Source organism: Pseudomonas sp. Irchel 3H7 (assembly GCF_900187605.1).
Taxonomy (GTDB): domain Bacteria; phylum Pseudomonadota; class Gammaproteobacteria; order Pseudomonadales; family Pseudomonadaceae; genus Aquipseudomonas.
Genome location: NZ_FYEA01000008.1, coordinates 242,047 through 263,406 on the forward strand (window position 1 = coordinate 242,047; position 21,360 = coordinate 263,406).

Here is a 21,360-nt window from a genome sequence, read left to right on the forward strand (position 1 = left end):
CCTAGCGGAAAGCATCATTTAAAAAGTTTCAATTCATCATTGAAGGCTTGCCGGCCGTGGGTTTCAGAGCACATGTGTACTGATATCAAGCTGCATTCGCAGAAAACACTCGTCCGCGCCCTGAACCTGTAGGCCTTTTCTTTCATACAAGTTTCTCGCCGGATTATTTTCGAATACGGTCAGCCGCAAAGCCGGACGCTTTTCTTTGCGAGCCATCTCGATAACCTGATCAATCGCCCAGGAACCCAGGCCCCGCCCCTGAAACGCTTCAGCAATCTGCAGTTCACGAATGTACAACGCGCGCATATCCCGGCTGAGGCTGAGATAACCTGCCGGCACATCACCCTGCACTATCAGCCAGTTCTGCCGCCCCGACCACGCCACGTCAAACGCCTCGTCCTGCCATAACAGGTCATGGTGAATGTAGTAGCGCAGCATGTTCTGACAGGTGAGATCGCGGGCACACGCCAGATCCTCTGGACTTGCGAGACGTAAGCGCAATGTCATCAGGCTTGCACAACAGGAACTACTCGCCCCTGCCATCCACCCTCGTGGCGCTCGGCGATTACCAGAAGATCGCCCGCCCCTGGCGCCGCAACGACCAACGAACCATCTTCAGACCAGATGCCACTGCGCCCTGCGGATTGCCATCCACCGGTTAGCCCGCCGTGATTGGCCATCAACACAGCCATCGAATGTTGCCGGGCATAACCCTGAAGTATTGCTGTGTCGGCTGCGTACCCTTTTTCGCTGATCAATACACCGGCCGCGTACAAGCCAGCGCCCTGATCAGCGGCCGCTGCAGCATGGCTGGCATGTGAGAAATCGGCGCACACCGCCAATGCGATCACTTCGCCGCCAATGTTCAGCGTCGACCCGCCGACACCTGGGGCAAATACAAGCTCCTCGCCCGAGTGCAAATGCTGCTTGCTGTACACGCCGAGCGAGCCATCAGCGCCCAGGACGAGGGCACCGATCAAAACCGAAGCACCGTCTTCAAGCCGAATCGGCATGCCGACGACGGCCGTTATACCAAGCGCTCGGGCCAAATCCCTCAGAGGTTGCAGCACGGCATCTTGCGGGTCTATCGCCAAAGCTGCCGCCACCTCTCCCTCGTAGCCAGTCAGCGACAACTCGGGGAAAACCAGCAATTCGACGCCTTGCTGCGCAGCGATCTCAATGAAGCGACCATGCCGGGTAATGTTTGCAGAAAGATCACCGGCGATGGAAATGGTCTGGGCAGCAGCAATAGTCAATGTCGACACGTTTCATCCTTGGCAATCAAGCAAAGCACAGAGTGTCACCACTCTTGCGTGACTCTCGCAATAGGCGTTTTGTTGATCAGGCGATAGCAATTTCTGATTGCTGAGGCGTATCAGCCTCTAGTAAGCTCGGCCCATTCATCGGAGACAGACCATGCTCAACGCCCTCTCACAGCTTCGTACCGCCAGCGCCCTGCGCTCGGTTGCGGCTGCCCGGGTGAATGACGTTTGCGCTCCGATCAGCTTTTATTTTGGGTATTGGTTTAGCCACTGGCGCGCCTGATACCCAAACGGCGCCCATAAAAACGGGTCGCCTACCAGAGAATTCTCAACCCCCGGTCGGCCTCCCGACCGGGGGTTTTGTTTTTTCAGCCCCACACTTTTTCAGCAACACACCAGACACTTTGAGGATTCACGAAATGAACTACGCCACTTATTACCGTTACGACAGCTTTAGCGCCTGGCGATTTACCAGCTTCCGCTCGGGACAGCCTGCCGCCTCCGATCGGTCACCTACAGGTGGCAAGCACACACATATAGCCAATACGGCCAACTGTCGAACACCCCAGTAGGGCCGAGTGCGCGGGAAGAACCCGCCGCCAGCCCAGGAAGACCGAATATGAACTCGTCCGTTTCTGCTCTGCCACTGTCCACCCTGAACCCTGCCAACGAAGCATTGACCCTGCGTCTGCCCAGCTCGTTGCAACTCAAACAGCAATTGCCTCTGAGCAATGCCTTAAGCCTGCAAGTCACCAACCACCGCCAGGCGGTTCGTGCCATTCTCAATGGCCAAGATCCGCGACTGCTGGTTATCGTTGGCCCCTGCTCCATCCACGACCCGCAATCGGCACTCGAATACGCGGGCAAACTCGCTCGACTGGCTGAAGAAGTCAGCGGCGAAATGCTCTTGGTGATGCGCGCCTACGTCGAAAAACCACGCACCACGGTCGGCTGGAAAGGTCTGGCCTACGACCCACACCTGGATGGCAGCGATGACATGGCTGGCGGCCTGACTCTGTCACGCGAGCTGATGCTGGAAATGATCCGTCTCGGCTTGCCGGTGGCCACAGAATTGCTGCAACCGATGGCCGCCGGCTACTTCGATGACCTGTTGAGCTGGGTGGCCATTGGCGCCCGCACCACTGAATCGCAGATTCACCGAGAGATGGCCAGTGGTTTGAGCATGCCGGTCGGCTTCAAGAACGGCACCGACGGCGGCGCAGCCATTGCGGTTGACGCCATGCGTTCGGCAGCCCATCCGCACCGGCATTTCGGCGTCGACAGCCAAGGTCATCCGGCCATCATTCAAACGCCAGGCAACCCCGACACTCATCTGGTATTGCGCGGGGGCCATAAAGGGCCGAACCATGATCGCGAGAGCGTGGCAAAAATCCACGCTGACCTGAACCGACTGAAGATTCCAGGCCGAATCATGGTCGACTGCAGCCACGCCAACAGCGGCAAAGATCCATTGCGCCAGCCAGGCGTATTCAACGAAGTGCTCGAGCAACGCCTGCAAGGTGATCGCGCACTGATCGGCATGATGATTGAATCGCACCTGTTCGAAGGCTGCCAGCCACTGAGCGAGTCCCTGCGTTACGGGGTGTCGATTACCGATGGCTGCCTCGGTTTCAGCGCAACGGAACACCTGCTCCTTGACGCCGCACAACGCCTGGCGGCACAGGTAAAAGCCTGACAACCAGGCTTGCCCTCCAGATTCAGTGCAATCCGGAGGGCTGGCCACGTTCCCGCTATGCCTCCACTTGCACCTGCGCCACCGCCGATGCCTGACTGACATCGTCCAGACGCTCAACCGTGTAGGCCACACGCACGGTCGTGCCATGGTGCTCACGCCAGAACCGGTGTGGCACGATAAAGATCAGCGGCTTTCCCGCCGTCTCCCGAGTGATCTCACGGTCATCCCGGTGGTTGAAAAGATCGCCGTCGCACTTGAGATAAACCAGCTCACCTTCCTGCGTCTGGGCATTACCGATCACGACGGTGACACCATCGACTGAGTCCTCTTTCAGCAACACGCCATTTTCAGCTTCCAGCACGTCGGGAGCATCCAGTTCACCACGAAGGAGCGGAGCGACGAGGATTTTTGTCACCTCGGATTTTCGCACTGCTCCACCGGCCTGCTCGACTCGATAGCTCACCATCACTTCGCCACCGAGATGCGCTGCGATGTGCGCCCCGTCAACCCAGAACGACAGCACGTCAGCGACAGCACAGGCTTCAACCTTCAAGCTGTCGCTGAACGCTGCGGGCAGTGCGTCAGCGCCCCACAGCAACCTGACCCGATCCCCCACCGCCATTCGGGCGTAAGGCTGGATCACGATTAGCGTGCCTTCCGTCACTCGCTCCGGATCCAGTGTTCCCCTTATCGCCCCCTCGACAACTGGTGCAAGCAACTGCGGCGGAGTATCTCCCACAGACAATTGCACCCGTGCAGATAGCGCAGGGACGGACGCGCCCGCACTGAGCAGCTTCCAGTAGACCTCCAGCGAGCCGCCATCCAGCGCCGCGATGTGCATGCCTTTGATAACGAAAACGACATCCTTGCCGACCTGGGCTTCGCTGACATAACGAACCATTTCATGCTGATAAGCAAAGCCCTCTATATCCAGACCGTCCCAACTCAACAGCAACTGATCGCCACAGGTCATGTTTGCATAAGGGGCAATACGGGCAACGACCTTGCCAAGAGAAGGGTCCAGCACCGCCCCCTCCAGACAATCCAGGGTTGCCGCTGGCAGCAGTTCGTTCGCCACACAGGGACTGACGGGGTGACGCATCCGGTAGCAAAACTCGACTTCATGCGTGTGCATTGGTGGCTCCATTCCTTGGAAAAAACGCCGTGTAGGTGGACGGCGTCGACAGCCAACATTTAACCCGCCCTCTCACATTTTCGATGTCAGCCCGATCCGCCGCAGGTTCCCGGCAAAGGCCTCCAACTGGGTAGGCAAACTGCACAAAACCGCTATCAACCGGGCGAAAGATGGCCGCAACTTCCGATTCGGATTTCATAAGTATCTGAAAATTCGTACAGCACCTAGTCCAGATTCAACGGCCAAGAGAAGCCTCTTCTTACTTCGTCAACGGGACGAGTGTTTTAGAGTGGCCTCGGTACTCCCCGATGAACTTCTGCGAAAAAGGTAAGAACATGCAACGGAATGCTTCAACTCGTTATCCCGTCCTGTTGGTACATGGCCTGTTCGGATTTGAGCGCATTGGTCATTTCGAGCTGTTCCATGACGTAAAGAACGCGCTGAAAGCCGGCGGCAGCCGAGTGTTTGTTCCGCACCTCTCTGCCACCCACAAAAACGAAATACGAGGTGAACAACTGCTTGCACAGATTGATCGTGTATTGCGGGGCACAGGTGCCGAAAAAGTCAATCTCATCGGACACAGCCAGGGCGCACTGGCTGCCCGATACGCTGCGGCGCTTGCGCCACACGCGGTAGCCTCGGTGACTTCTGTCAGCGGTCCGAACCACGGTTCGGAGCTGGCCGACTTTCTGCGCAAGGCACTGGTGCCCGGGCGACTGCCCGAGGCGGTCGCACAGAATGTTGCGACCCTGTTCGGCAACTTTCTTTCGCTGCTCAGTGGCAGTGCAAGATTGCCGCAAAACGCGCTGGCGGCACTCAATGCCTTGACTACCGAAGGCGTGGGCGATTTCAACGACAAGTTTCCTCAAGGGTTGCCCGGGAGCTGGGGCGGCCACGGCGCGGAGCAAGTCAATGGTGTGCGTTATTACTCATGGAGCGGCGTCCTGCCGGCTGACAGTCCATCGACACTCGATCCGACCCGGAACATTTGCCATGCGCTATCGCAATACTTCATGACCGAGACCCAGCAGAATGACGGTTTCGTCGGTCGCTTCAGTTCTCATCTGGGGCAGGTTATCCGCTCCGACTATCCGCTGGACCATCTGGGCAGCCTGCGCCGCACGGCCAGTCCCATCACGACCCTGCCCGACCCGATTGAACTGTACGTTGAACACGCCGAACGTCTGCACGCCGCGAATCTCTGAGCAAAGCTGCGGACAATCGAACGGAACTTTGCCGAGAATTCGCCCACTGAATCCGGTAGGCTCCACACTTTACTGAAATAGATTGGAGAGTTTCCCCATGGCTAAAGCCACTGCCCGCCACATCCTGGTTTCCAGCGAAGACAAGTGCAACGAACTCAAGGCCCAGATCGAAGGTGGCGCTGATTTCGCCGAAGTTGCCAAAGCCAACTCAACCTGCCCGTCCAGCCGCCAGGGCGGTGATCTGGGTTCGTTCGGTCCTGGCCAGATGGTCAAGGAATTCGACACCGTGGTCTTCAGCGCGCCAATCAACGTCGTGCAAGGTCCAGTGAAAACCCAGTTCGGTTATCACCTGCTGGAAGTCACCAGCCGTCAGGACTGATCCGTCGCCTGACTGCTTATCAACGGCCCGCCTTCTGGTGGGCCGTTGTGTTTCAGTTACACATACGGCTGGCGACTGGCGCGCCTCTCGCGTACAACTTGCGCTTATCGATTTCCCGGTTCCAAGGCTGACGATGCGACTGGTTTTCCCCACATTGATGCTCACCGCCCTCGCCCTGCTGACGGGCGCCACCGGCGCGAACGCTGCACCGCAACACGCGCTGACTGTTTATGGCGAACCCGCCAAGTACCCTGCCGGCTTCAGTCACTTCGACTACACCAACCTGCAAGCGCCCAAGGGCGGGACGATGCGCCGCTCGGCCATCGAAATCGGCCACTTCGATCATGTTCTTCCTTATATAGACAAAGGCATCGGCGTCACCCAGATCGATGGTTTGCTCTATTCGCCGCTGGCCCAGCGTTCGCTGGATGAGCCTTACACGGTTTACGGACTGGTCGCGCAAAAGATGGAGCGCTCGGATGACGGTCTGTCGCTGCGATTTTTCATCAATCCCAAGGCACGTTTTGCTGATGGCAAGCCGATTACCGCCGAAGACGTACGCTACACCTACGATTTATTGATGACCCAGGGCAGCCTGCGTTATCGCACCCAGTTTGCTGACGTCAAAGGCGTCGAAGTGGAAGGCCCGTTGACCGTGCGTTTCGACTTCAAGAGCAATGAAAACCGCACCCTGCCACTGGACGTCGCGACCCTGCCGGTATTTCCCGAGCACTGGTGGAAGAGCCGCGATTTCGCCGGGGGTGGCGGGTATGAACCACCACTGGGCAGCGGCCCTTATCGAGTCGGCAAAGTCGATTCAGGGCGCAGCATCACCTTTGAGCGCAACGCCGACTGGTGGGGCAAGGATTTGCCGGTCAGTCGCGGCCTCTACAATTTCGATCATTTCAGCATCGAGTACTTCGGTGATACCGACGTCGCCCGGCAAGTGCTGCGCGGTGGTGCTTATGACTACAACCGCGAGTTCTCGGCCACCGGCTACTCGATCGGCTACGACAGCCCCGCACTGAGCGACGGACGCCTGCAAAAAGCGCATCTGGCCACCGAGGCGCCCCAGTCGGCCCAGGGGTTTGTGTTCAATCTGCAAAAACCTGTATTCGCCGATCGCCGCGTGCGCCAGGCCCTGGCCATGCTCTGGGACTTCGAATGGAGCAACCGGCAGATGATGCGCGGCATGTATATCCGTCAGCAGAGCTACTTTTCCAACACGCAATTGGCCGCAAGCGAATTGCCCGATGCGCAGGAACTGAAAATTCTCGAACCGCTGCGCGGTCAGGTTCCCGATGAAGTCTTCAGCAAAGTCTTTGAAGCACCGAAAACCGACGGCAGCGGCCTGATCCGCGACAAACAATTACAGGCCCTCGAATTGCTCGAACAGGCTGGCTGGAAACCGGATGGCGATCAACTGGTGAATGCCCAGGGCGAGCCGCTGACCTTCACCTTCCTGGTCAGCCAGAACGGCATGGACCGCTTGCTGCTGCCGTACAAGCGCACGCTGAAACAGATCGGCATCGACCTGAATATTCGCCGCATCGACTCTTCGCAATACGTCAATCGCCTGATGAGTCGTGACTACGACATGATCGTCACCGGCTATCCGGTCAGCACTTCGCCGGGAGGCGAGTTGCTCAACTACTTCGGTTCCGCATCGGCCAACGACCCGGGCGCGAACAACTACATGGTGTTGAAAAACCCTGCCGTGGATACGCTCATCAACGGTCTGATCCGCGCCTCCACGCAGTCCGACATGCTGCGCTACGCCCATGCTCTGGACCGCGTGCTGCAATGGAATTACTACTGGATTCCCAACTACTATCCACCGGGCACCTCGACCGTGTGGTGGAACCGCTTCGGCATACCGTCGGTGCAAGCCAGCAATGACGAAGCCATCGAGAGCTGGTGGGAAATCAGCAGCACGCCGCTGACCAATCAACAGATGACGGCCGAGAAGATCGCCCGTGGCAGACCCGGAGGACCGCACTGATGTGGGGTTACATACTGCGGCGCCTGCTGCTGATCATCCCGACGCTGGTGATCATCCTGCTGGTCAATTTCGTGATCATCCAGGCCGCGCCCGGCGGTCCGGTGGAACAGGCCATCGCCCACCTGCAAGGGATCGGCGGCGCCAGTGTCGGCGGTGGTGCCAGCGAAACCATGAGCGGTACTTCCCGCGCCAGTCGCGGTCTCGATCCGCAACTGATCAAGGACATCGAAAAACAGTACGGCTTCGACAAACCGGCTCACGAACGCTTGTGGCTGATGTTGAAGAACTACGCGCAACTGGATTTCGGCAAGAGCTTCTTTCGTGGCGCGACGGTCACCGACCTGATCCTGGAAAAAATGCCGGTGACCATTTCCCTCGGGCTGTGGGCGACGCTGATCACCTATCTGGTGTCGATCCCGTTGGGAATCCGCAAGGCTGTGCACCATGGCAGTCATTTCGATATCTGGAGCAGCACGGCGATCATCATCGGCTATGCAATGCCAGCGTTTCTGTTTGCGATGTTCCTGATCGTGGTGTTTGCCGGCGGCACGTCGCTGAACTGGTTTCCGGTGCGTGGCCTGGTCTCGGACAACTTCGAATCGCTGTCGACTCTCGGCAAGATTGCCGACTACTTCTGGCACCTGGTGCTGCCGGTCACGGCGCTGGTGATTGGTGGTTTCGCCACACTGACCATCCTGACGAAAAACTCGTTTCTCAATGAGATCACTCGCCAGTACGTGGTCACCGCGCGCGCCAAAGGTCTGAGCGAACGTCGCGTGCTCTACGGACATGTGTTCCGCAACGCGATGCTGCTGGTGGTGTCAGGCATCCCGCAGGCGTTCATCAGCGTGTTCTTCGCCGGTTCCTTGCTGATCGAAGTGATCTTCTCCCTCGACGGTCTCGGGCGCATGAGCTACGAAGCCGCGGTTTCGCGGGATTACCCGGTGGTGTTCGGTTCGCTGTTCATCTTCACCCTTTTCGGCCTGCTGATAAAACTCGTCGGTGACTTGTGTTACACGATGGTTGATCCGCGTATCGATTTCGCCGCGAGGAACGCCTGATGTTCAAGCTCTCGCCGTTGGGCCGTCGGCGCTTCGAACGCTTCAAGAAAAACCGCCGTGGCTGGTGGTCGCTGTGGCTGTTTATCGGCCTGTTTGTGCTGACACTGGGCGGTGAGTTGATCGCCAATGACAAGCCTTTGGTCGTCAGCTATCAGGGCCAATGGTACTTCCCGGTGTTCAAGCGGCATACCGAGCAGGAGTTCGGCGGGCAACTGCCGTTCCAGGCCGATTACCGCAGCGACTATGTGCAGAAGCTGATTCGCAAGGACGGCGGCTGGTTGCTGTTCCCACCGATTCCATTCAGTGACGACACACCAAACTACGATCTCAACAAACCGGCGCCGAGCCCGCCGACGTCGGTCAACTGGCTGGGCACCGACGATCAATCGCGAGATGTACTGGCGCGAGTGATTTTCGGCGCACGGGTGTCGATTCTGTTTGCCTTGATGCTGACGTTTGTCAGCGCCCTCATAGGCATCGCCGCCGGGGCTTTGCAGGGCTACTACGGCGGCTGGGTCGACCTGCTCGGGCAACGCGTGCTGGAAGTCTGGTCGGGGTTGCCAGTGTTGTACCTGTTGATCATCCTCTCCGGTTTCGTCGAGCCGAATTTCTGGTGGCTGCTGGGGATCATGGCGCTGTTCTCATGGCTGGCGCTGGTGGATGTGGTGCGCGCCGAGTTTCTGCGCGGACGTAATCTGGAGTACGTCAAAGCCGCCCGCGCGCTGGGCCTGAGCGACCGCAAGGTGATCTTCCGGCACATTCTGCCCAACGCCATGAATGCGACACTGAGCTACCTGCCGTTCATTCTGACCGGGGCGATTTCCACCCTTACTGCGCTGGATTTTCTCGGTTTCGGCATGCCTGCCGGCAGCGCCTCGCTGGGTGAGTTGATCGGTCAGGGCAAACAGAACCTGCAAGCACCGTGGCTTGGGTTGACAGCGTTTTTCACCTTGGCGCTGATCCTTTCTTTATTGGTGTTCATCGGCGAAGCGTTACGCGACGCGTTCGACCCTCGATCATGAAGCGTGGCCATGACTGACAACCTGATTGAAATCCGTAACCTCAACGTCGCCTTCCATGGCCAGAACGTGGTGCGCGACCTGTGTCTGGACATCCGCCCCGGCGAATGTCTGGCGCTGGTGGGCGAATCGGGCTCGGGCAAATCGGTGACCGCCCATTCGATTCTGCAATTGCTGCCCGAAAGCGAAGCGCAAACCACTGGCAGCATTCGCTATCGCGGACAGCAACTGATCGGCGCCGATCCCAAGGTCTTGCGCGAGTTGCGCGGCAACCGCATCGCCATGATCTTTCAGGAGCCGATGACCTCGCTCAATCCGCTGCACACCATTGAAAAGCAGATCGGCGAAACCTTACTGCTGCACCGTGGCCTCAGCGGCAAAGCGGCGCAGGCGCGGATCCTCGAACTGCTGGGACTGGTGGGCATCCAGAAACCCAAGGAACGCCTCAAGGCTTACCCGCATCAACTCTCCGGCGGCCAACGGCAACGGGTGATGATCGCCATGGCGCTGGCCTGCGAACCGGAGCTATTGATCGCCGATGAACCGACTACGGCGCTCGACGTGACGGTGCAGCGCAAGATTCTGCTGCTGCTCAAATCCCTGCAGCAACGCCTGGGCATGTCGCTGCTGCTGATCAGCCATGATCTCAATCTGGTGCGCAGTATTGCCCAACGCGTGTGCGTGATGAAGGCCGGTGAAATCGTCGAACAGGCGCCCTGCGAAACCCTGTTTACCGAGCCGAAGCATCCTTACAGCTGCGTGCTGCTCAACGCCGAACCCGAAGGCGAAGCCCTGCCCCGGGATGAGCGCGAAAACGTGCTGGAGGTCGATGACCTGAAGGTTGAGTTCGTCGTCGGTGGCGGTCTGTTTCAGCGCAAGCAATACCTGCGGGCGGTGGATGGCATCAGCCTGAGCATCCAGCGTGGCAAGACCCTCGGCATCGTCGGCGAGTCCGGCTCAGGCAAGTCGACGCTGGGTCAGGCGATCCTGCGTTTGCTCGACTCCGAGGGCGGTATCCGCTTTCAGGGCCAGGCGCTCGACGGCCTCAATCAGAAGCAGATGCGGCCGTGGCGCCGGCAAATGCAGGTGGTGTTTCAGGATCCGTTCGGCAGTCTCAGCCCGCGCATGTCAGTGGCGCAGATCATCAGCGAAGGCCTGGAAGTGCACTGCGAGTCGAGCGCTGATGAATGCGACGAACAAGTGATCCGCGTGCTTAAAGAAGTCGGCCTCGACCCCGAGAGTCGCCATCGCTACCCACACGAGTTCTCCGGTGGCCAGCGCCAACGCATTGCCATCGCTCGGGCGCTGGTGCTGAAACCGGCACTGATCCTGCTCGACGAACCAACGTCGGCGCTGGATCGCACGGTGCAGAAACAAGTGGTCGCCCTGCTCCGCCAGCTTCAGGAAAAACACGGTCTGACCTATCTGTTCATCAGCCATGACCTGGCGGTGGTGCGCGCCCTGGCCCACGACATGATCGTGATCAAGGATGGCAAAGTGGTCGAGCGTGGTGCCAGCCATGACGTGTTTGATGCACCGCAGCATCCGTATACCAAAGAGCTGTTGGCGGCGGCGCATCCGGGGTAGGCATAATCGGGGATCGACGTGAAACCGAGTCGCGGCCATCGCTGGCAAGCCAGCTCCCACAAGGGGCTGCGGTGTACACAACAGGTGTGAACGACCGAGAACCCTGTGGGAGCTGGCTTGCCAGCGAAGAGGCCCGCATCAACAACTCAAATTCCGGACCAGCCGCCAGATGAACACCACCGAAAGCCTCAAGGACTACCAACGGGTTCGCACCCTCGCGATCCGTTCGCTGTTCGAGATCATCGAGCAGTCCAGCGAAGGCACGGTGATTGTCGACCGCGATGCCAACATCGTCTGGATGAACGAGCGTTACGCCCGGCGTTTCGGTCTTGAATCGGCAGCAGGCGCGATCGGCAAACCCTGTGAAAGCGTGATTCCCGGCAGCTTGTTGCGGGAAGTGGTGCGCACCGGCCGCCCTATTCTTCTGGACATGCAAGACACGCCAAAAGAGCCTTTGGTGGTGATGCGCCTGCCGATCCATGACGACGCCGGCACGGTGATCGGCGCGATCGGATTTGCCCTGTTCGACGAGTTGCGCACGCTGTCGCCGATGCTCAAACGCTACTTGAGCATGCAGGAAGAACTGGCCTCGACCCGTTCTCTGCTGCGCGCCCGACAGACCAAGTACAACTTCGCCCATTTCATCGGCACCAGCGCCGCCAGCCTCGAAGTCAAACGCCGTGCCCGACGCAGTGCCAGCGCCGAGTCGCCGGTGTTGCTGCTCGGCGAGACCGGCACTGGCAAAGAGTTGCTGGCCCAGGCGATTCACAGTGCCTCGCCACGGGCACACAAAGCCTTTGTCAGCATCAACAGCGCGGCGATTCCCGAGGCACTGCTGGAGGCAGAATTTTTCGGCACGGCACCGGGCGCCTTTACCGGTGCCGACCGCAAGGGCCGCACCGGCAAGCTGCAGATTGCCCAGGGTGGCACGCTGTTTCTCGACGAAATTGGCGACATGCCGCTGCCCTTGCAGAGCAAGCTGCTGCGCGTGTTGCAGGAAAAGGAGTTCGAACCGGTCGGCTCCAACGAGGTGATTCAGAGCGATGTGCGTGTGATTGCCGCCACCTCGACCGATCTGCAAGCGGCGATCAAACGCGGTGAGTTCCGCGCCGATTTGTACTATCGCCTCAATGTGTTGCCGATTCAGGTGCCGCCATTGCGTGAGCGTCTCGATGATCTGCCGGCGCTCAGCGAAGCAATCCTTGAAGAGCTGCGCAGTCAGCATGAGCTGCACCGTGATGCTCTCGAACTGCTCGGGCAACACGCCTGGCCGGGGAACATTCGCGAGCTGCGCAATGTGCTGGAACGGGCGGCGTTGCTCAGTGATGACTTGATGCTGACCGAGCAGGATATCCGCGCGGCGATTGGCACGTTGACGCCGGTTGAACGTGCGACCGTACCGACGATAGAGGCGCTGGCTGAAGAGACATTCGCTCAGGCGCGGGAGCGTTTTGATCGACAACTGATCCAGGCAGCTCTTGCGCAATGTGCGGGGAACGTGCCCGAGGCAGCGGCTCGACTGGGGCTGGGGCGGTCGACGTTATACAAAAAAATGGTGGCACTGGGGATTGCTTGAGTCTCTATAAAGAGACATCAATCTCTTTTTTTAGATCAGTTATTTGAAGAGCAAAAGATCGCAGCCTTCGGCAGCTCCTTCAGGGGCAATTCGCGTTCGCACTGTAGGAGCTGCCGAAGGCTGCGATCTTTTCGGTTTAACTCAGTCTCTAAAAGGAGACGAAACCGGTGAAAACCTTTAGTCACAACCAATAAAATCCATATATTTCAATACCTTAAATATCTGGCACAGATCTCGCTAATACCTCTCCCACACCCGTTCCACCCACAAAAATAACAATTCTGGAGAGACACACCATGAGTGTGATCATTGCCTTGGCAGCCCTGGCGCTGCTGATGCTGGCTGCCTACCGTGGCTATAGCGTTATCCTCTTCGCCCCGATTGCTGCCCTCGGCGCCGTGCTGCTCACCGACCCCTCCGCCGTCGCTCCCGCGTTCACCGGGGTGTTCATGGAAAAAATGGTCGGGTTCATCAAGCTGTATTTCCCTGTGTTCCTGCTCGGCGCCGTGTTCGGCAAGTTGATCGAACTGTCGGGGTTCTCCCGCTCGATTGTCGCTGCGGCCATTCGCTTGCTGGGCACCAAACAGGCGATGCTGGTGATCGTGCTGGTCTGCGCCTTGCTCACTTACGGCGGCGTGTCGCTGTTCGTGGTGGTCTTCGCGGTTTACCCGTTTGCTGCCGAGATGTTCCGCCAGAGTAATATTCCCAAGCGGCTGATCCCGGCAACGATCGCCCTCGGCGCGTTCTCGTTCACCATGGACGCCCTGCCCGGCACCCCGCAGATCCAGAACATCATCCCCAGCACGTTCTTCAATACCACCGCGTGGGCGGCGCCGTGGCTGGGCGTGATCGGTACAATTTTCGTGTTCTGCGCCGGCATGCTGTTTCTGCAACGTCAACGCAACAAGGCCCAACGCGCTGGCGAAGGCTACGGCACTGAATTGCGCAACGAGCCGGAAACCGCTGAAGACCTGAAACTGCCAAACCCATGGCTTGCGCTGTCGCCGTTGTTGGCGGTGGGCATCATGAACCTGCTCTTCACCCAGTGGATTCCGCAGTGGTACGGCAAGACCCACAGCCTCGCGCTGCCGGGCATGGCGGCTCCGGTCACCACCGAGATCGCCAAACTGACGGCGATCTGGGCCGTGCAGGCGGCTTTGCTGGTCGGCATTCTGATGGTGCTGGCATTCGGCTTTCAGGCGATTCGCAGCAAGCTCGCCGAAGGTAGCAAAAGTGCGGTCAGCGGTGCATTGCTGGCGGCGATGAACACCGCGTCGGAATACGGCTTCGGCGCGGTGATCGCGTCGCTGCCGGGCTTTCTGGTGCTGGCGGACTGGCTCAAGCAAATCCCCAATCCGCTGGTCAACGAAGCCATCACCGTGACCCTTTTGGCCGGTATCACCGGCTCCGCGTCGGGCGGTATGAGCATTGCGCTGGCGGCGATGTCCGAGCAGTTCATCAGTGCGGCCCACGCCGCGAATATTCCGCTGGAAGTGCTGCACCGCGTCGCCGCGATGGCCAGTGGCGGCATGGACACCCTGCCGCACAACGGCGCGGTCATCACCTTGCTTGCGGTGACAGGCCTGACCCACCGCGAAGCCTATAAAGACATTTTCTGTATTACGCTGATCAAGACCCTGGCGGTTTTCGTAGTGATCGGCACTTTCTACGCCACTGGCATTGTGTGAGGTATTCATGACGACTCTTTCCGGCAAGACCGCCCTGGTGACCGGTTCCACCAGCGGCATCGGTCTGGGCATCGCACTGAGCCTGGCCAAGGCTGGCGCCAATCTGATTCTCAACGGGTTTGGCGATGCATCGAAAGTCATCGCCGAAGTCGCCCGGTTCGGCGGCAAGGTCGGCCATCATCCGGCCGATGTCAGTGACCCGGCGCAAATTGCCGACATGATCAATTACGCCGCGCGCGAGTTCGGCGGCGTCGACATTCTGGTCAACAACGCCGGCATCCAGCATGTCGCCGCCGTGGAGGATTTCCCCGTCGAGCGCTGGGACTCGATCATTGCCATCAACCTGTCTTCGGTGTTTCACAGCACGCGCTTGAGCCTGCCGGGAATGCGCGCCAAAGGCTGGGGGCGGATCATCAATATCGCCTCGGTACATGGCCAAGTCGGCTCCACCGGCAAAGCGGCTTATGTGGCCGCCAAGCACGGCGTGATCGGTTTGACCAAAGTGGTCGGCCTGGAAACCGCGACCAGCAACGTCACCTGCAACGCGATCTGTCCGGGCTGGGTGCTGACGCCGCTGGTGCAGAAACAGATCGATGACCGCGCAGCCAAGGGTGTCGATCCGCAGCAGGCGCAGCATGATTTGCTGGCAGAGAAACAGCCGTCGCTGGAGTTCGTGACACCGCAGCATCTGGGCGAACTGGTGTTGTTTTTGTGCAGCGAAGCTGGCAGTCAGGTGCGTGGGGCGGCGTGGAATATTGATGGTGGGTGGTTGGCGCAGTAATGCTGCGTTCCTGTAGGAGTGAGCCTGCTCGCGATAGCGGTGTGTCAGCCCCGTAACAGTTAACTGACAAACCGCCATCGCGAGCAGGCCCACTCCTACAGGGGAATTTTTGTAATCCGATAACAAGAGGCAACCAATGTCCGACATCCTCTGGCAACCCGACGCCAACCGTATCGCTAGTTCGCGCATGGACACCTTCCGCCGTGCGATCAATGAGCGCCACTCGCTGAAACTCGACGACTACCCTACCCTGCACCAATGGAGCATCGAGCAGCGCGCGGAGTTCTGGCAGGCGATTGTCGATTTCTTCGATATCCGCTTCCACACTCAGCCCGATGCGGTGCTGCGCGAAGGCCCAAACATGCCCGACGCCGATTGGTTTCCCGGCGCCACGCTGAACTTCGCCGAACACCTGCTGCGCCGGCGTGACGATGCAGTGGCGGTGATCAGCGTGGCGGAGAACGGTCAGCGCGAGCAATTGACCTGGGCCGAACTCGCCGAGCATGTCGCCGGATTTCAAGCCAGTTTGCAGGCCGCCGGCGTCGGTATCGGTGATCGTGTCGCCGCGTGCATGCCGAATACCTGGCAGACGCTAGTGGCGATGCTGGCCACCACCAGCCTCGGCGCGATCTGGTCGTGCTCCTCGCCGGATTTCGGCACCCACGGCGTGATTGATCGTTTCGGCCAGATCGAACCCAAGGTGCTGCTCACCTGCGCCGGTTATCGCTATGCCGGCAAAACCATCGACCAGACTGACAAGATCAACGGAATACTCGAGCAACTGCCAACGTTAAGGCAGTTGATCATCGTGCCTTATGCCCAGCCGCACGCCCACGTCGAGACGTACCGGACTCACGCCGAAGTGACCTTGTGGGATGACTTCTATCAAGCCGGCGGCGAAGCGGATTTTGTCCCGGTGCCGTTCAGTCATCCGCTGTACGTGTTGTATTCCAGCGGCACCACTGGCGTGCCGAAATGCATCGTCCACAGCACCGGCGGCGTACTGCTGCAACACGTCAAGGAACACGGCCTGCATTGCGATCTCGGCCCGGGCGATCGACTTTTCTACTACACCACCTGCGGCTGGATGATGTGGAACTGGCTGGTTTCGGCGCTCGCGGTCGGCAGCGCCGTGGTGCTCTACGACGGCTCGCCGTTTCACCCGGACAACCAGCGTTTGCTCGACTTGATCGACGACGAACGCATCAGCGTGTTCGGCACCAGCCCCAAGTTCCTCGCCACCCTGGAAAGCAGCGGTGCGAAACCCCGTGAAAGTCATGACCTCGGTAGCCTGAAGACGCTGCTGTGCACCGGTTCGGCGTTATCGCCGCAAAGCTACGATTTCGTCTATCGCGACTTCAAGCCGGATGTGTGCCTGGCGTCGATGTCAGGCGGCACCGATATCGTTTCGTGCTTCGTCAACGCCAATCCACTGTCCTCGGTGCGGCGCGGCGAGATCATGGGCAAGAGCCTGGGCATGGCGGTGGAAGTCTGGAATGACGCCGGCCAACCGGTGATTGGCGAAAAAGGCGAACTGGTCTGCATCCGGCACTTTCCGGCCATGCCGATCGGTCTGTGGAATGACCCCGACGGAACGAAACTGCGGCAATCGTATTTCAGCCTCTTTCCGGGCGTCTGGGCACAAGGCGATTACGCCGAGCAACGGCCGCACGGCGGGATGCTGATCCATGGCCGCTCCGACGCCGTGCTCAATCCGGGAGGCGTGCGCATTGGCACGGCAGAGATTTATCGCCAGGTCGAGAAAGTCGCCGAAGTGCTGGACAGCGTCGCCATCGGTCAGCAGTGGCAGGATGATGTGCGGGTTGTGCTGTTTGTCAGGTTGCGTGAAGGGTTAGCGCTGGATGAGGCGCTGGAACAACGCATCCGCCAGGTGATCCGCGCCAATACCACCCCAAGGCACGTGCCGGCGAAGATCGTTGCGGTGACGGACATTCCGCGCACCATCAGCGGCAAGATTGTCGAACTGGCTGTACGTGAAGTGGTGCATGGACGGCCAGTGAAGAACACCGATGCGCTGGCCAATCCCGAAGCGCTGGAGCAGTTTCGGGATCGGCCGGAGCTGGAGATCTAGTACAACAGATTTGCGCCAGATGACTACACCGGTCTGACCCAGCCATCTGCCAGGGGCGGATCAATCAGATCGTGTGTAGATGTGGCGTTCAGTTTGATCAATACAGGTCCGATAATCGTGCCCTCGACCTTGTTGTCAACGGCTGCGCGAAGCACTCGCAGATTGCTTTCAAACGTCACTTTATCGGTGCTCATCTGGCTGAGGAGCGAGGTGAGCACTGCCAGAGAATCGGCGTTTTCAAAGGCTTTGGTACTTGGGTGAAAGACGTTGCTGGCATCTGCAACCGCCAGTCGCCCCAAGGCAAGATTAAGCAGTGCAGCCACGTCCAGCTGTTGCCCACCCTTGGTAACGCCATCGACATCCAGGGCATAACCGACATCATTGTTCTGTACGACCCCATGAAATAACTCGTGAATCACATCATCCGCTACTACGTCGTGGTTCATGCCCTTATCGATGAACTGTCGATTGATATTGGGTGTATTGATCTGGATGAACGGAATCGGACTCTGCCCACCGGCGCGCTTCCATTGCTGGTAGGCCTGCGCATCAAACTCAGCGATGTCGTTCGTCTCCTTGAGCGGATCGAGAAAGAAGTTGCTCATGGAAACGCCGGCAAAATCCGCCCTGACCAACCGCAGATAATCCAACACACGATTCGCCGCATCGCTGGAGGTCTGGCCCATCAATATTTTTATCAGCGCATCGCGCTCAGCCCGGTAGTCATGGCTGGTCAACACACCGATTGCACTTTCTATTTTTGCCCGTGCCCGGGGCAAGCTTTGCTCGATGAACAGTCGTGTATAACTGACGGGCAAGGTGTGATTGGCACGCGGCAACCGAAGTGACGCAGTAAAGTTGAAATGCCCCAGAGCCGGCCCCCAGGGCTTGCCCAAACTATCCAGTGCATACCACTTGTAGTTATTGCGCGCCGCCAGCACCGTGAGCGTGTCCGAAGCTGAAGCATTCGGCCGCCAGGTACCATGCGCTATTGAAGCATTATCCGCTGAGCGGATCAGGTGCTTGCCTTTATTACCGCCGTGCAACGTGGTCAATTGAGATTTGGCCAGTCCCAACAGTTCCAGCGTAGGCTTGCTGAATCGCAGTAATCCCTTGTGAACGAGTTTGCCGACGCCGTACACCGCCGTAGGTACTCCATCCACCGGATTGAAAGCCGATACGGAGGTTGCCACCACTAGTTTGGTCACGCGCGCGGCTTTGCCGGCCGCAGAGACTGCCTTGGCGGAAATGCTCAAGGCTTTGACACCGGCGCCATAGAATGCGCCACCCAAAGCAATGGCATCCATGAGGCAACCGTAGATCCCGTCTACGACTCGATTGTGCTCACCCGTTGATATGTCCTCGATACATTTTTTGAAAGGCACGGCCAGATCAACGAAGTAAGTGGCGATTTTCTCGCCTTTGGCCCGCTCTGCTTCGAGTTCCGTTGGCTCGGTGGCCGCCGCTACCAGTTCTTCAAACTTGATGACAGGATGATGATTGATGATGAAGTCGGCCAGGCGCACAAGTTGTGGATTGCTGAAGTTCTTGTAAACACTCTTGTCCAGCTGGATCGGATTGGCAGCAGCGCTCAGCACGCCCAGTTTTTCAGCGATGGCCTGACCAGATCCTGAACTGAAGTCTGGAGAATCGCCATGTAAGTACTTGGAGAAATCAATATTGAAAGACGTTTTAGCGATGGGCTCGTCTTGTTTCTTCAGATCACCCTTAAAATCCAGTCTGGCGGGTTTCTGGAACAAGCCTCTGCTGACCAGTTCATTACCAAGCTGATTATTCTTTACCAGTTCGCCCCGCAACGTAAACAGCTCATAGGCAGTCAGCTCCGCACCATTTGACACGCACATCAATAGTCCGAAACGCCCGGTGGCAGCATCCTTGCCTTGGCGTGTTTCATAGTCCACCTCAAAGGTAAAAGGTCCGGCGGCGCGAAACGACGAAGTTTCAATCGCACGGTCGCGGAAGGTAAAGAAGGTGACAGTGCCTGTCAGAAAGGCCTGCAGATCCCTATGAGGCATGTTGGAAAGCGCCAGTTTCACCGTGGCAACCAACGAGCGATTGAGGTTTTCCAGATAGACCCGCAACTGGCGATGAAACTCTTGGTCATTCGGGCGCAGGCGACGTAGCCGTGGAAATTCTTCGTGGATACTCGCAACCGAAGGGTCATGACGTTTGGGCCGTTCGTAGTTGGTTACACCAGCATGCAAGGAAGGAATATTGGAGTAGACGTTATCCGGGAAGATTTCCGGCCGATCCCAAGCCCCTCCAGACAGATCGCCGGACATATGCAAATCGATCATGCAGGCGGCCGTCGGAGACGCGCCGAGGCCCGGATGCTGGTGAAGTACTTTTTCTTCCAGAAAGTCACACAACGGCGCGGCATCTTCCAGCGCTTCTTTTGCGATCAGACGTCTGTCCGGCAGCCGCCCGAAGCGCGGAACGAAGTTGTCTGCATACTCCTGAAATGCAGACAGCGCACGCTCTGTGGTGGCCTTTTCCTTATTCGCCAATTCAGACGACGTCACCACATCATTGATCAATGCCCAGTCGATCATCGGGCCGATCATCGCCATATCACGCAGGTGTATCTGCGCCTCACCCAGTGGCTCCAGTTCGCCATAGGCGACTATTTGCGCATAGCTCATCACCCGCGCAGCGCCCTTTCTCACAGACTCGGCCAAGACGACGGCGCGGCAATAACTCATCCATTCCACCGATCCCATCAGTAGCGAAGACGGAATACCCTTGACCATAAATTCCGGAGCAATGCCCGTCAGCAACAAGTGCGCAGCAACGGCTGCCAAACCGGCCGATGCCATTTGTTTGGCTACCAAAAAGGCCCGTAGCTCCTGGCAAATAACGGAGGCCTGGCGGCCGACATTGCTCGGGGCATAAAGCTGCAGGCCTGCGATGGACTTGCGAACGGAGTTACCGCCAATCGATGGGTCGATATCCAGCAACAGGGCAGTTACCAACAACTTGGCGAGACCACGATTTGATGGTATCTCTCCCGGCTGCGAACCCAGCCACTGCAGTTTTTGCAGATAAGCCGCGGCCAGATCACGCGCATAGTCATGGCTAAGTACACGCACAATCCATCCGTCAGCATTCTCTGCGGTGACGGATGTTTGTCCGGTATTACGGTGCAGAACGTCCAATAGCTTTTGGCCTGCTCCTACCAGTTGCGTTGTTACCGAACGTATGGCGCGGCATTGTTCGGCAGACAGCACGATCAGCGAATGATCTTCTGCATCCAGCAATTCCCAGAAATTGCCGAGCGAATCCACCTGCGGATTGAATTCGAAGTAACCGATCAGATTCTGGGTTTGCACCAAGGTTTGCGGGACGGGCAAATTGTGAAACTTTAGCCATTGATCAATGTTGACGTCATCGGCGTCGTAGATATATCCACAAGCCTGACTGGCGATATCACCGACCAGCAGAACATTTTGATAAAGGCGGGTACGATGGGGGATATTGTCGATATCCACTTCATGCCATTTCCCGGTTTCCTTTCGAAAGACTTCGACCCCACCGTTTTCATTTACTCTGACCAAGACGGTATTAAGCGCACGATGGCGACGTAGCTCACTCATAATCCGGTCGTTGTCGAGCAATTTGCTCCAGAGCACGCGCCCAGGATTAAAAACCTCATGAAAAGACGATCCCGCCTGCACATCAACGGCGTAGCCCTGCCAGCTATAAACCGGATCAACACCTTGCTCTTTGACTGCATCGCGCAACTGAGCAAGTACGGCCTCTCGCTCTTCAGCGTCAATCGCTTGTCGGCGCTGCTGCTCTTGATGGGCAACGCTGTAAGACTTGAATAACTTCCCTGAACTTTCAGACGACATCACGA

At 58.3% G+C, this 21,360-nt stretch carries 15 protein-coding genes; 11 read left to right on the plus strand and 4 right to left on the minus strand.

All coding sequences use genetic code 11. From position 1 onward, the window contains the following. Positions 1–63 precede the first annotated feature (63 nt). Both CKW38_RS17210 and CKW38_RS17215 read right to left on the minus strand, forming a co-directional pair. Positions 64–507, minus strand: coding sequence for an N-acetyltransferase (locus CKW38_RS17210; protein WP_095113356.1), 444 nt, complete (start codon positions 505–507; stop codon positions 64–66). Next, positions 507–1,265 carry a carbon-nitrogen hydrolase family protein gene (locus CKW38_RS17215; protein ID WP_095113357.1) on the minus strand — a complete coding sequence of 253 codons (759 nt, stop codon included), beginning with the start codon at positions 1,263–1,265 and terminating at the stop codon, positions 507–509. Before CKW38_RS17215 ends, CKW38_RS17210 begins: the two co-directional genes overlap by 1 nt. A 616-nt stretch (positions 1,266–1,881) precedes the next feature. Between CKW38_RS17215 and CKW38_RS17220 the strand changes: the two genes are divergently transcribed. Then, the gene (locus CKW38_RS17220; RefSeq protein ID WP_007912298.1) at positions 1,882–2,958 is read left to right on the plus strand and encodes a 3-deoxy-7-phosphoheptulonate synthase; all 1,077 of its coding nucleotides are present in this window, start codon (positions 1,882–1,884) and stop codon (positions 2,956–2,958) included. 55 nt (positions 2,959–3,013) lie between these two features. Here the strand turns inward: CKW38_RS17220 and CKW38_RS17225 are convergent, their stop codons facing one another. Further along, positions 3,014–4,093: a hypothetical protein gene (locus CKW38_RS17225; RefSeq protein WP_095113358.1), complete on the minus strand. Its 1,080-nt coding sequence runs from the start codon at positions 4,091–4,093 to the stop codon at positions 3,014–3,016. A gap of 335 nt (positions 4,094–4,428) precedes the next feature. Between CKW38_RS17225 and CKW38_RS17230 the strand changes: the two genes are divergently transcribed. The 10 genes from CKW38_RS17230 (at position 4,429) to CKW38_RS17275 (ending at position 17,483) form a co-directional block, all read left to right on the plus strand. Next, positions 4,429–5,298 (plus strand): triacylglycerol lipase, encoded by an 870-nt coding sequence (locus CKW38_RS17230; RefSeq protein ID WP_095113419.1) that lies wholly within the window; start codon positions 4,429–4,431, stop codon positions 5,296–5,298. 97 nt (positions 5,299–5,395) lie between these two features. After that, a complete protein-coding gene (locus tag CKW38_RS17235; RefSeq protein WP_007912303.1) occupies positions 5,396–5,677 on the plus strand; it encodes a peptidylprolyl isomerase in 282 nt (93 codons plus the stop codon). 133 nt (positions 5,678–5,810) lie between these two features. Further along, on the plus strand, positions 5,811–7,679 hold the full coding sequence (locus CKW38_RS17240) for an extracellular solute-binding protein (RefSeq protein WP_007912304.1): 1,869 nt from the start codon (positions 5,811–5,813) through the stop codon (positions 7,677–7,679). Beyond that, the gene (locus CKW38_RS17245; protein ID WP_007912305.1) at positions 7,679–8,740 is read left to right on the plus strand and encodes a microcin C ABC transporter permease YejB; all 1,062 of its coding nucleotides are present in this window, start codon (positions 7,679–7,681) and stop codon (positions 8,738–8,740) included. Before CKW38_RS17240 ends, CKW38_RS17245 begins: the two co-directional genes overlap by 1 nt. After that, entirely contained in the window at positions 8,740–9,762 is a 1,023-nt protein-coding gene (locus tag CKW38_RS17250; protein WP_007912307.1) for an ABC transporter permease, read from the plus strand. The genes CKW38_RS17245 and CKW38_RS17250 overlap by 1 nt, the downstream gene beginning before the upstream one ends. A 9-nt stretch (positions 9,763–9,771) precedes the next feature. Continuing rightward, a complete protein-coding gene (locus tag CKW38_RS17255) occupies positions 9,772–11,346 on the plus strand; it encodes an ABC transporter ATP-binding protein (protein ID WP_095113359.1) in 1,575 nt (524 codons plus the stop codon). Positions 11,347–11,515: 169 nt separating this feature from the next. After that, positions 11,516–12,922 (plus strand): sigma-54-dependent Fis family transcriptional regulator, encoded by a 1,407-nt coding sequence (locus CKW38_RS17260; protein ID WP_007912311.1) that lies wholly within the window; start codon positions 11,516–11,518, stop codon positions 12,920–12,922. Positions 12,923–13,218: 296 nt separating this feature from the next. Further along, positions 13,219–14,610, plus strand: coding sequence for a GntP family permease (locus tag CKW38_RS17265; protein ID WP_007912313.1), 1,392 nt, complete (start codon positions 13,219–13,221; stop codon positions 14,608–14,610). 7 nt (positions 14,611–14,617) lie between these two features. After that, on the plus strand, positions 14,618–15,391 hold the full coding sequence (hbdH, locus tag CKW38_RS17270) for a 3-hydroxybutyrate dehydrogenase (protein ID WP_095113360.1): 774 nt from the start codon (positions 14,618–14,620) through the stop codon (positions 15,389–15,391). Between the two features lie 136 nt (positions 15,392–15,527). Continuing rightward, a complete protein-coding gene (locus tag CKW38_RS17275) occupies positions 15,528–17,483 on the plus strand; it encodes an acetoacetate--CoA ligase (RefSeq protein ID WP_095113361.1) in 1,956 nt (651 codons plus the stop codon). A gap of 23 nt (positions 17,484–17,506) precedes the next feature. Here CKW38_RS17275 and CKW38_RS17280 read toward each other — a convergent pair whose 3' ends face one another. Further along, on the minus strand, positions 17,507–21,355 hold the full coding sequence (locus tag CKW38_RS17280; RefSeq protein ID WP_095113362.1) for a hypothetical protein: 3,849 nt from the start codon (positions 21,353–21,355) through the stop codon (positions 17,507–17,509). Positions 21,356–21,360: the final 5 nt, after the last annotated feature.

What these genes read in the sequence shown, in the direction of transcription:
- CKW38_RS17210 (WP_095113356.1), bottom strand. Translation starts at nt 507, where the DNA reads ATGACATTGCGCTTACGTCTCGCAAGTCCAGAGGATCTGGCGTGTGCC.
- CKW38_RS17220 (WP_007912298.1), top strand. Translation starts at nt 1,882, where the DNA reads ATGAACTCGTCCGTTTCTGCTCTGCCACTGTCCACCCTGAACCCTGCC.
- CKW38_RS17225 (WP_095113358.1), bottom strand. Translation starts at nt 4,093, where the DNA reads ATGCACACGCATGAAGTCGAGTTTTGCTACCGGATGCGTCACCCCGTC.
- CKW38_RS17230 (WP_095113419.1), top strand. Translation starts at nt 4,429, where the DNA reads ATGCAACGGAATGCTTCAACTCGTTATCCCGTCCTGTTGGTACATGGC.
- CKW38_RS17235 (WP_007912303.1), top strand. Translation starts at nt 5,396, where the DNA reads ATGGCTAAAGCCACTGCCCGCCACATCCTGGTTTCCAGCGAAGACAAG.
- CKW38_RS17240 (WP_007912304.1), top strand. Translation starts at nt 5,811, where the DNA reads ATGCGACTGGTTTTCCCCACATTGATGCTCACCGCCCTCGCCCTGCTG.
- CKW38_RS17245 (WP_007912305.1), top strand. Translation starts at nt 7,679, where the DNA reads ATGTGGGGTTACATACTGCGGCGCCTGCTGCTGATCATCCCGACGCTG.
- CKW38_RS17250 (WP_007912307.1), top strand. Translation starts at nt 8,740, where the DNA reads ATGTTCAAGCTCTCGCCGTTGGGCCGTCGGCGCTTCGAACGCTTCAAG.
- CKW38_RS17255 (WP_095113359.1), top strand. Translation starts at nt 9,772, where the DNA reads ATGACTGACAACCTGATTGAAATCCGTAACCTCAACGTCGCCTTCCAT.
- CKW38_RS17260 (WP_007912311.1), top strand. Translation starts at nt 11,516, where the DNA reads ATGAACACCACCGAAAGCCTCAAGGACTACCAACGGGTTCGCACCCTC.
- CKW38_RS17265 (WP_007912313.1), top strand. Translation starts at nt 13,219, where the DNA reads ATGAGTGTGATCATTGCCTTGGCAGCCCTGGCGCTGCTGATGCTGGCT.
- hbdH (WP_095113360.1), top strand. Translation starts at nt 14,618, where the DNA reads ATGACGACTCTTTCCGGCAAGACCGCCCTGGTGACCGGTTCCACCAGC.
- CKW38_RS17275 (WP_095113361.1), top strand. Translation starts at nt 15,528, where the DNA reads ATGTCCGACATCCTCTGGCAACCCGACGCCAACCGTATCGCTAGTTCG.
- CKW38_RS17280 (WP_095113362.1), bottom strand. Translation starts at nt 21,355, where the DNA reads ATGTCGTCTGAAAGTTCAGGGAAGTTATTCAAGTCTTACAGCGTTGCC.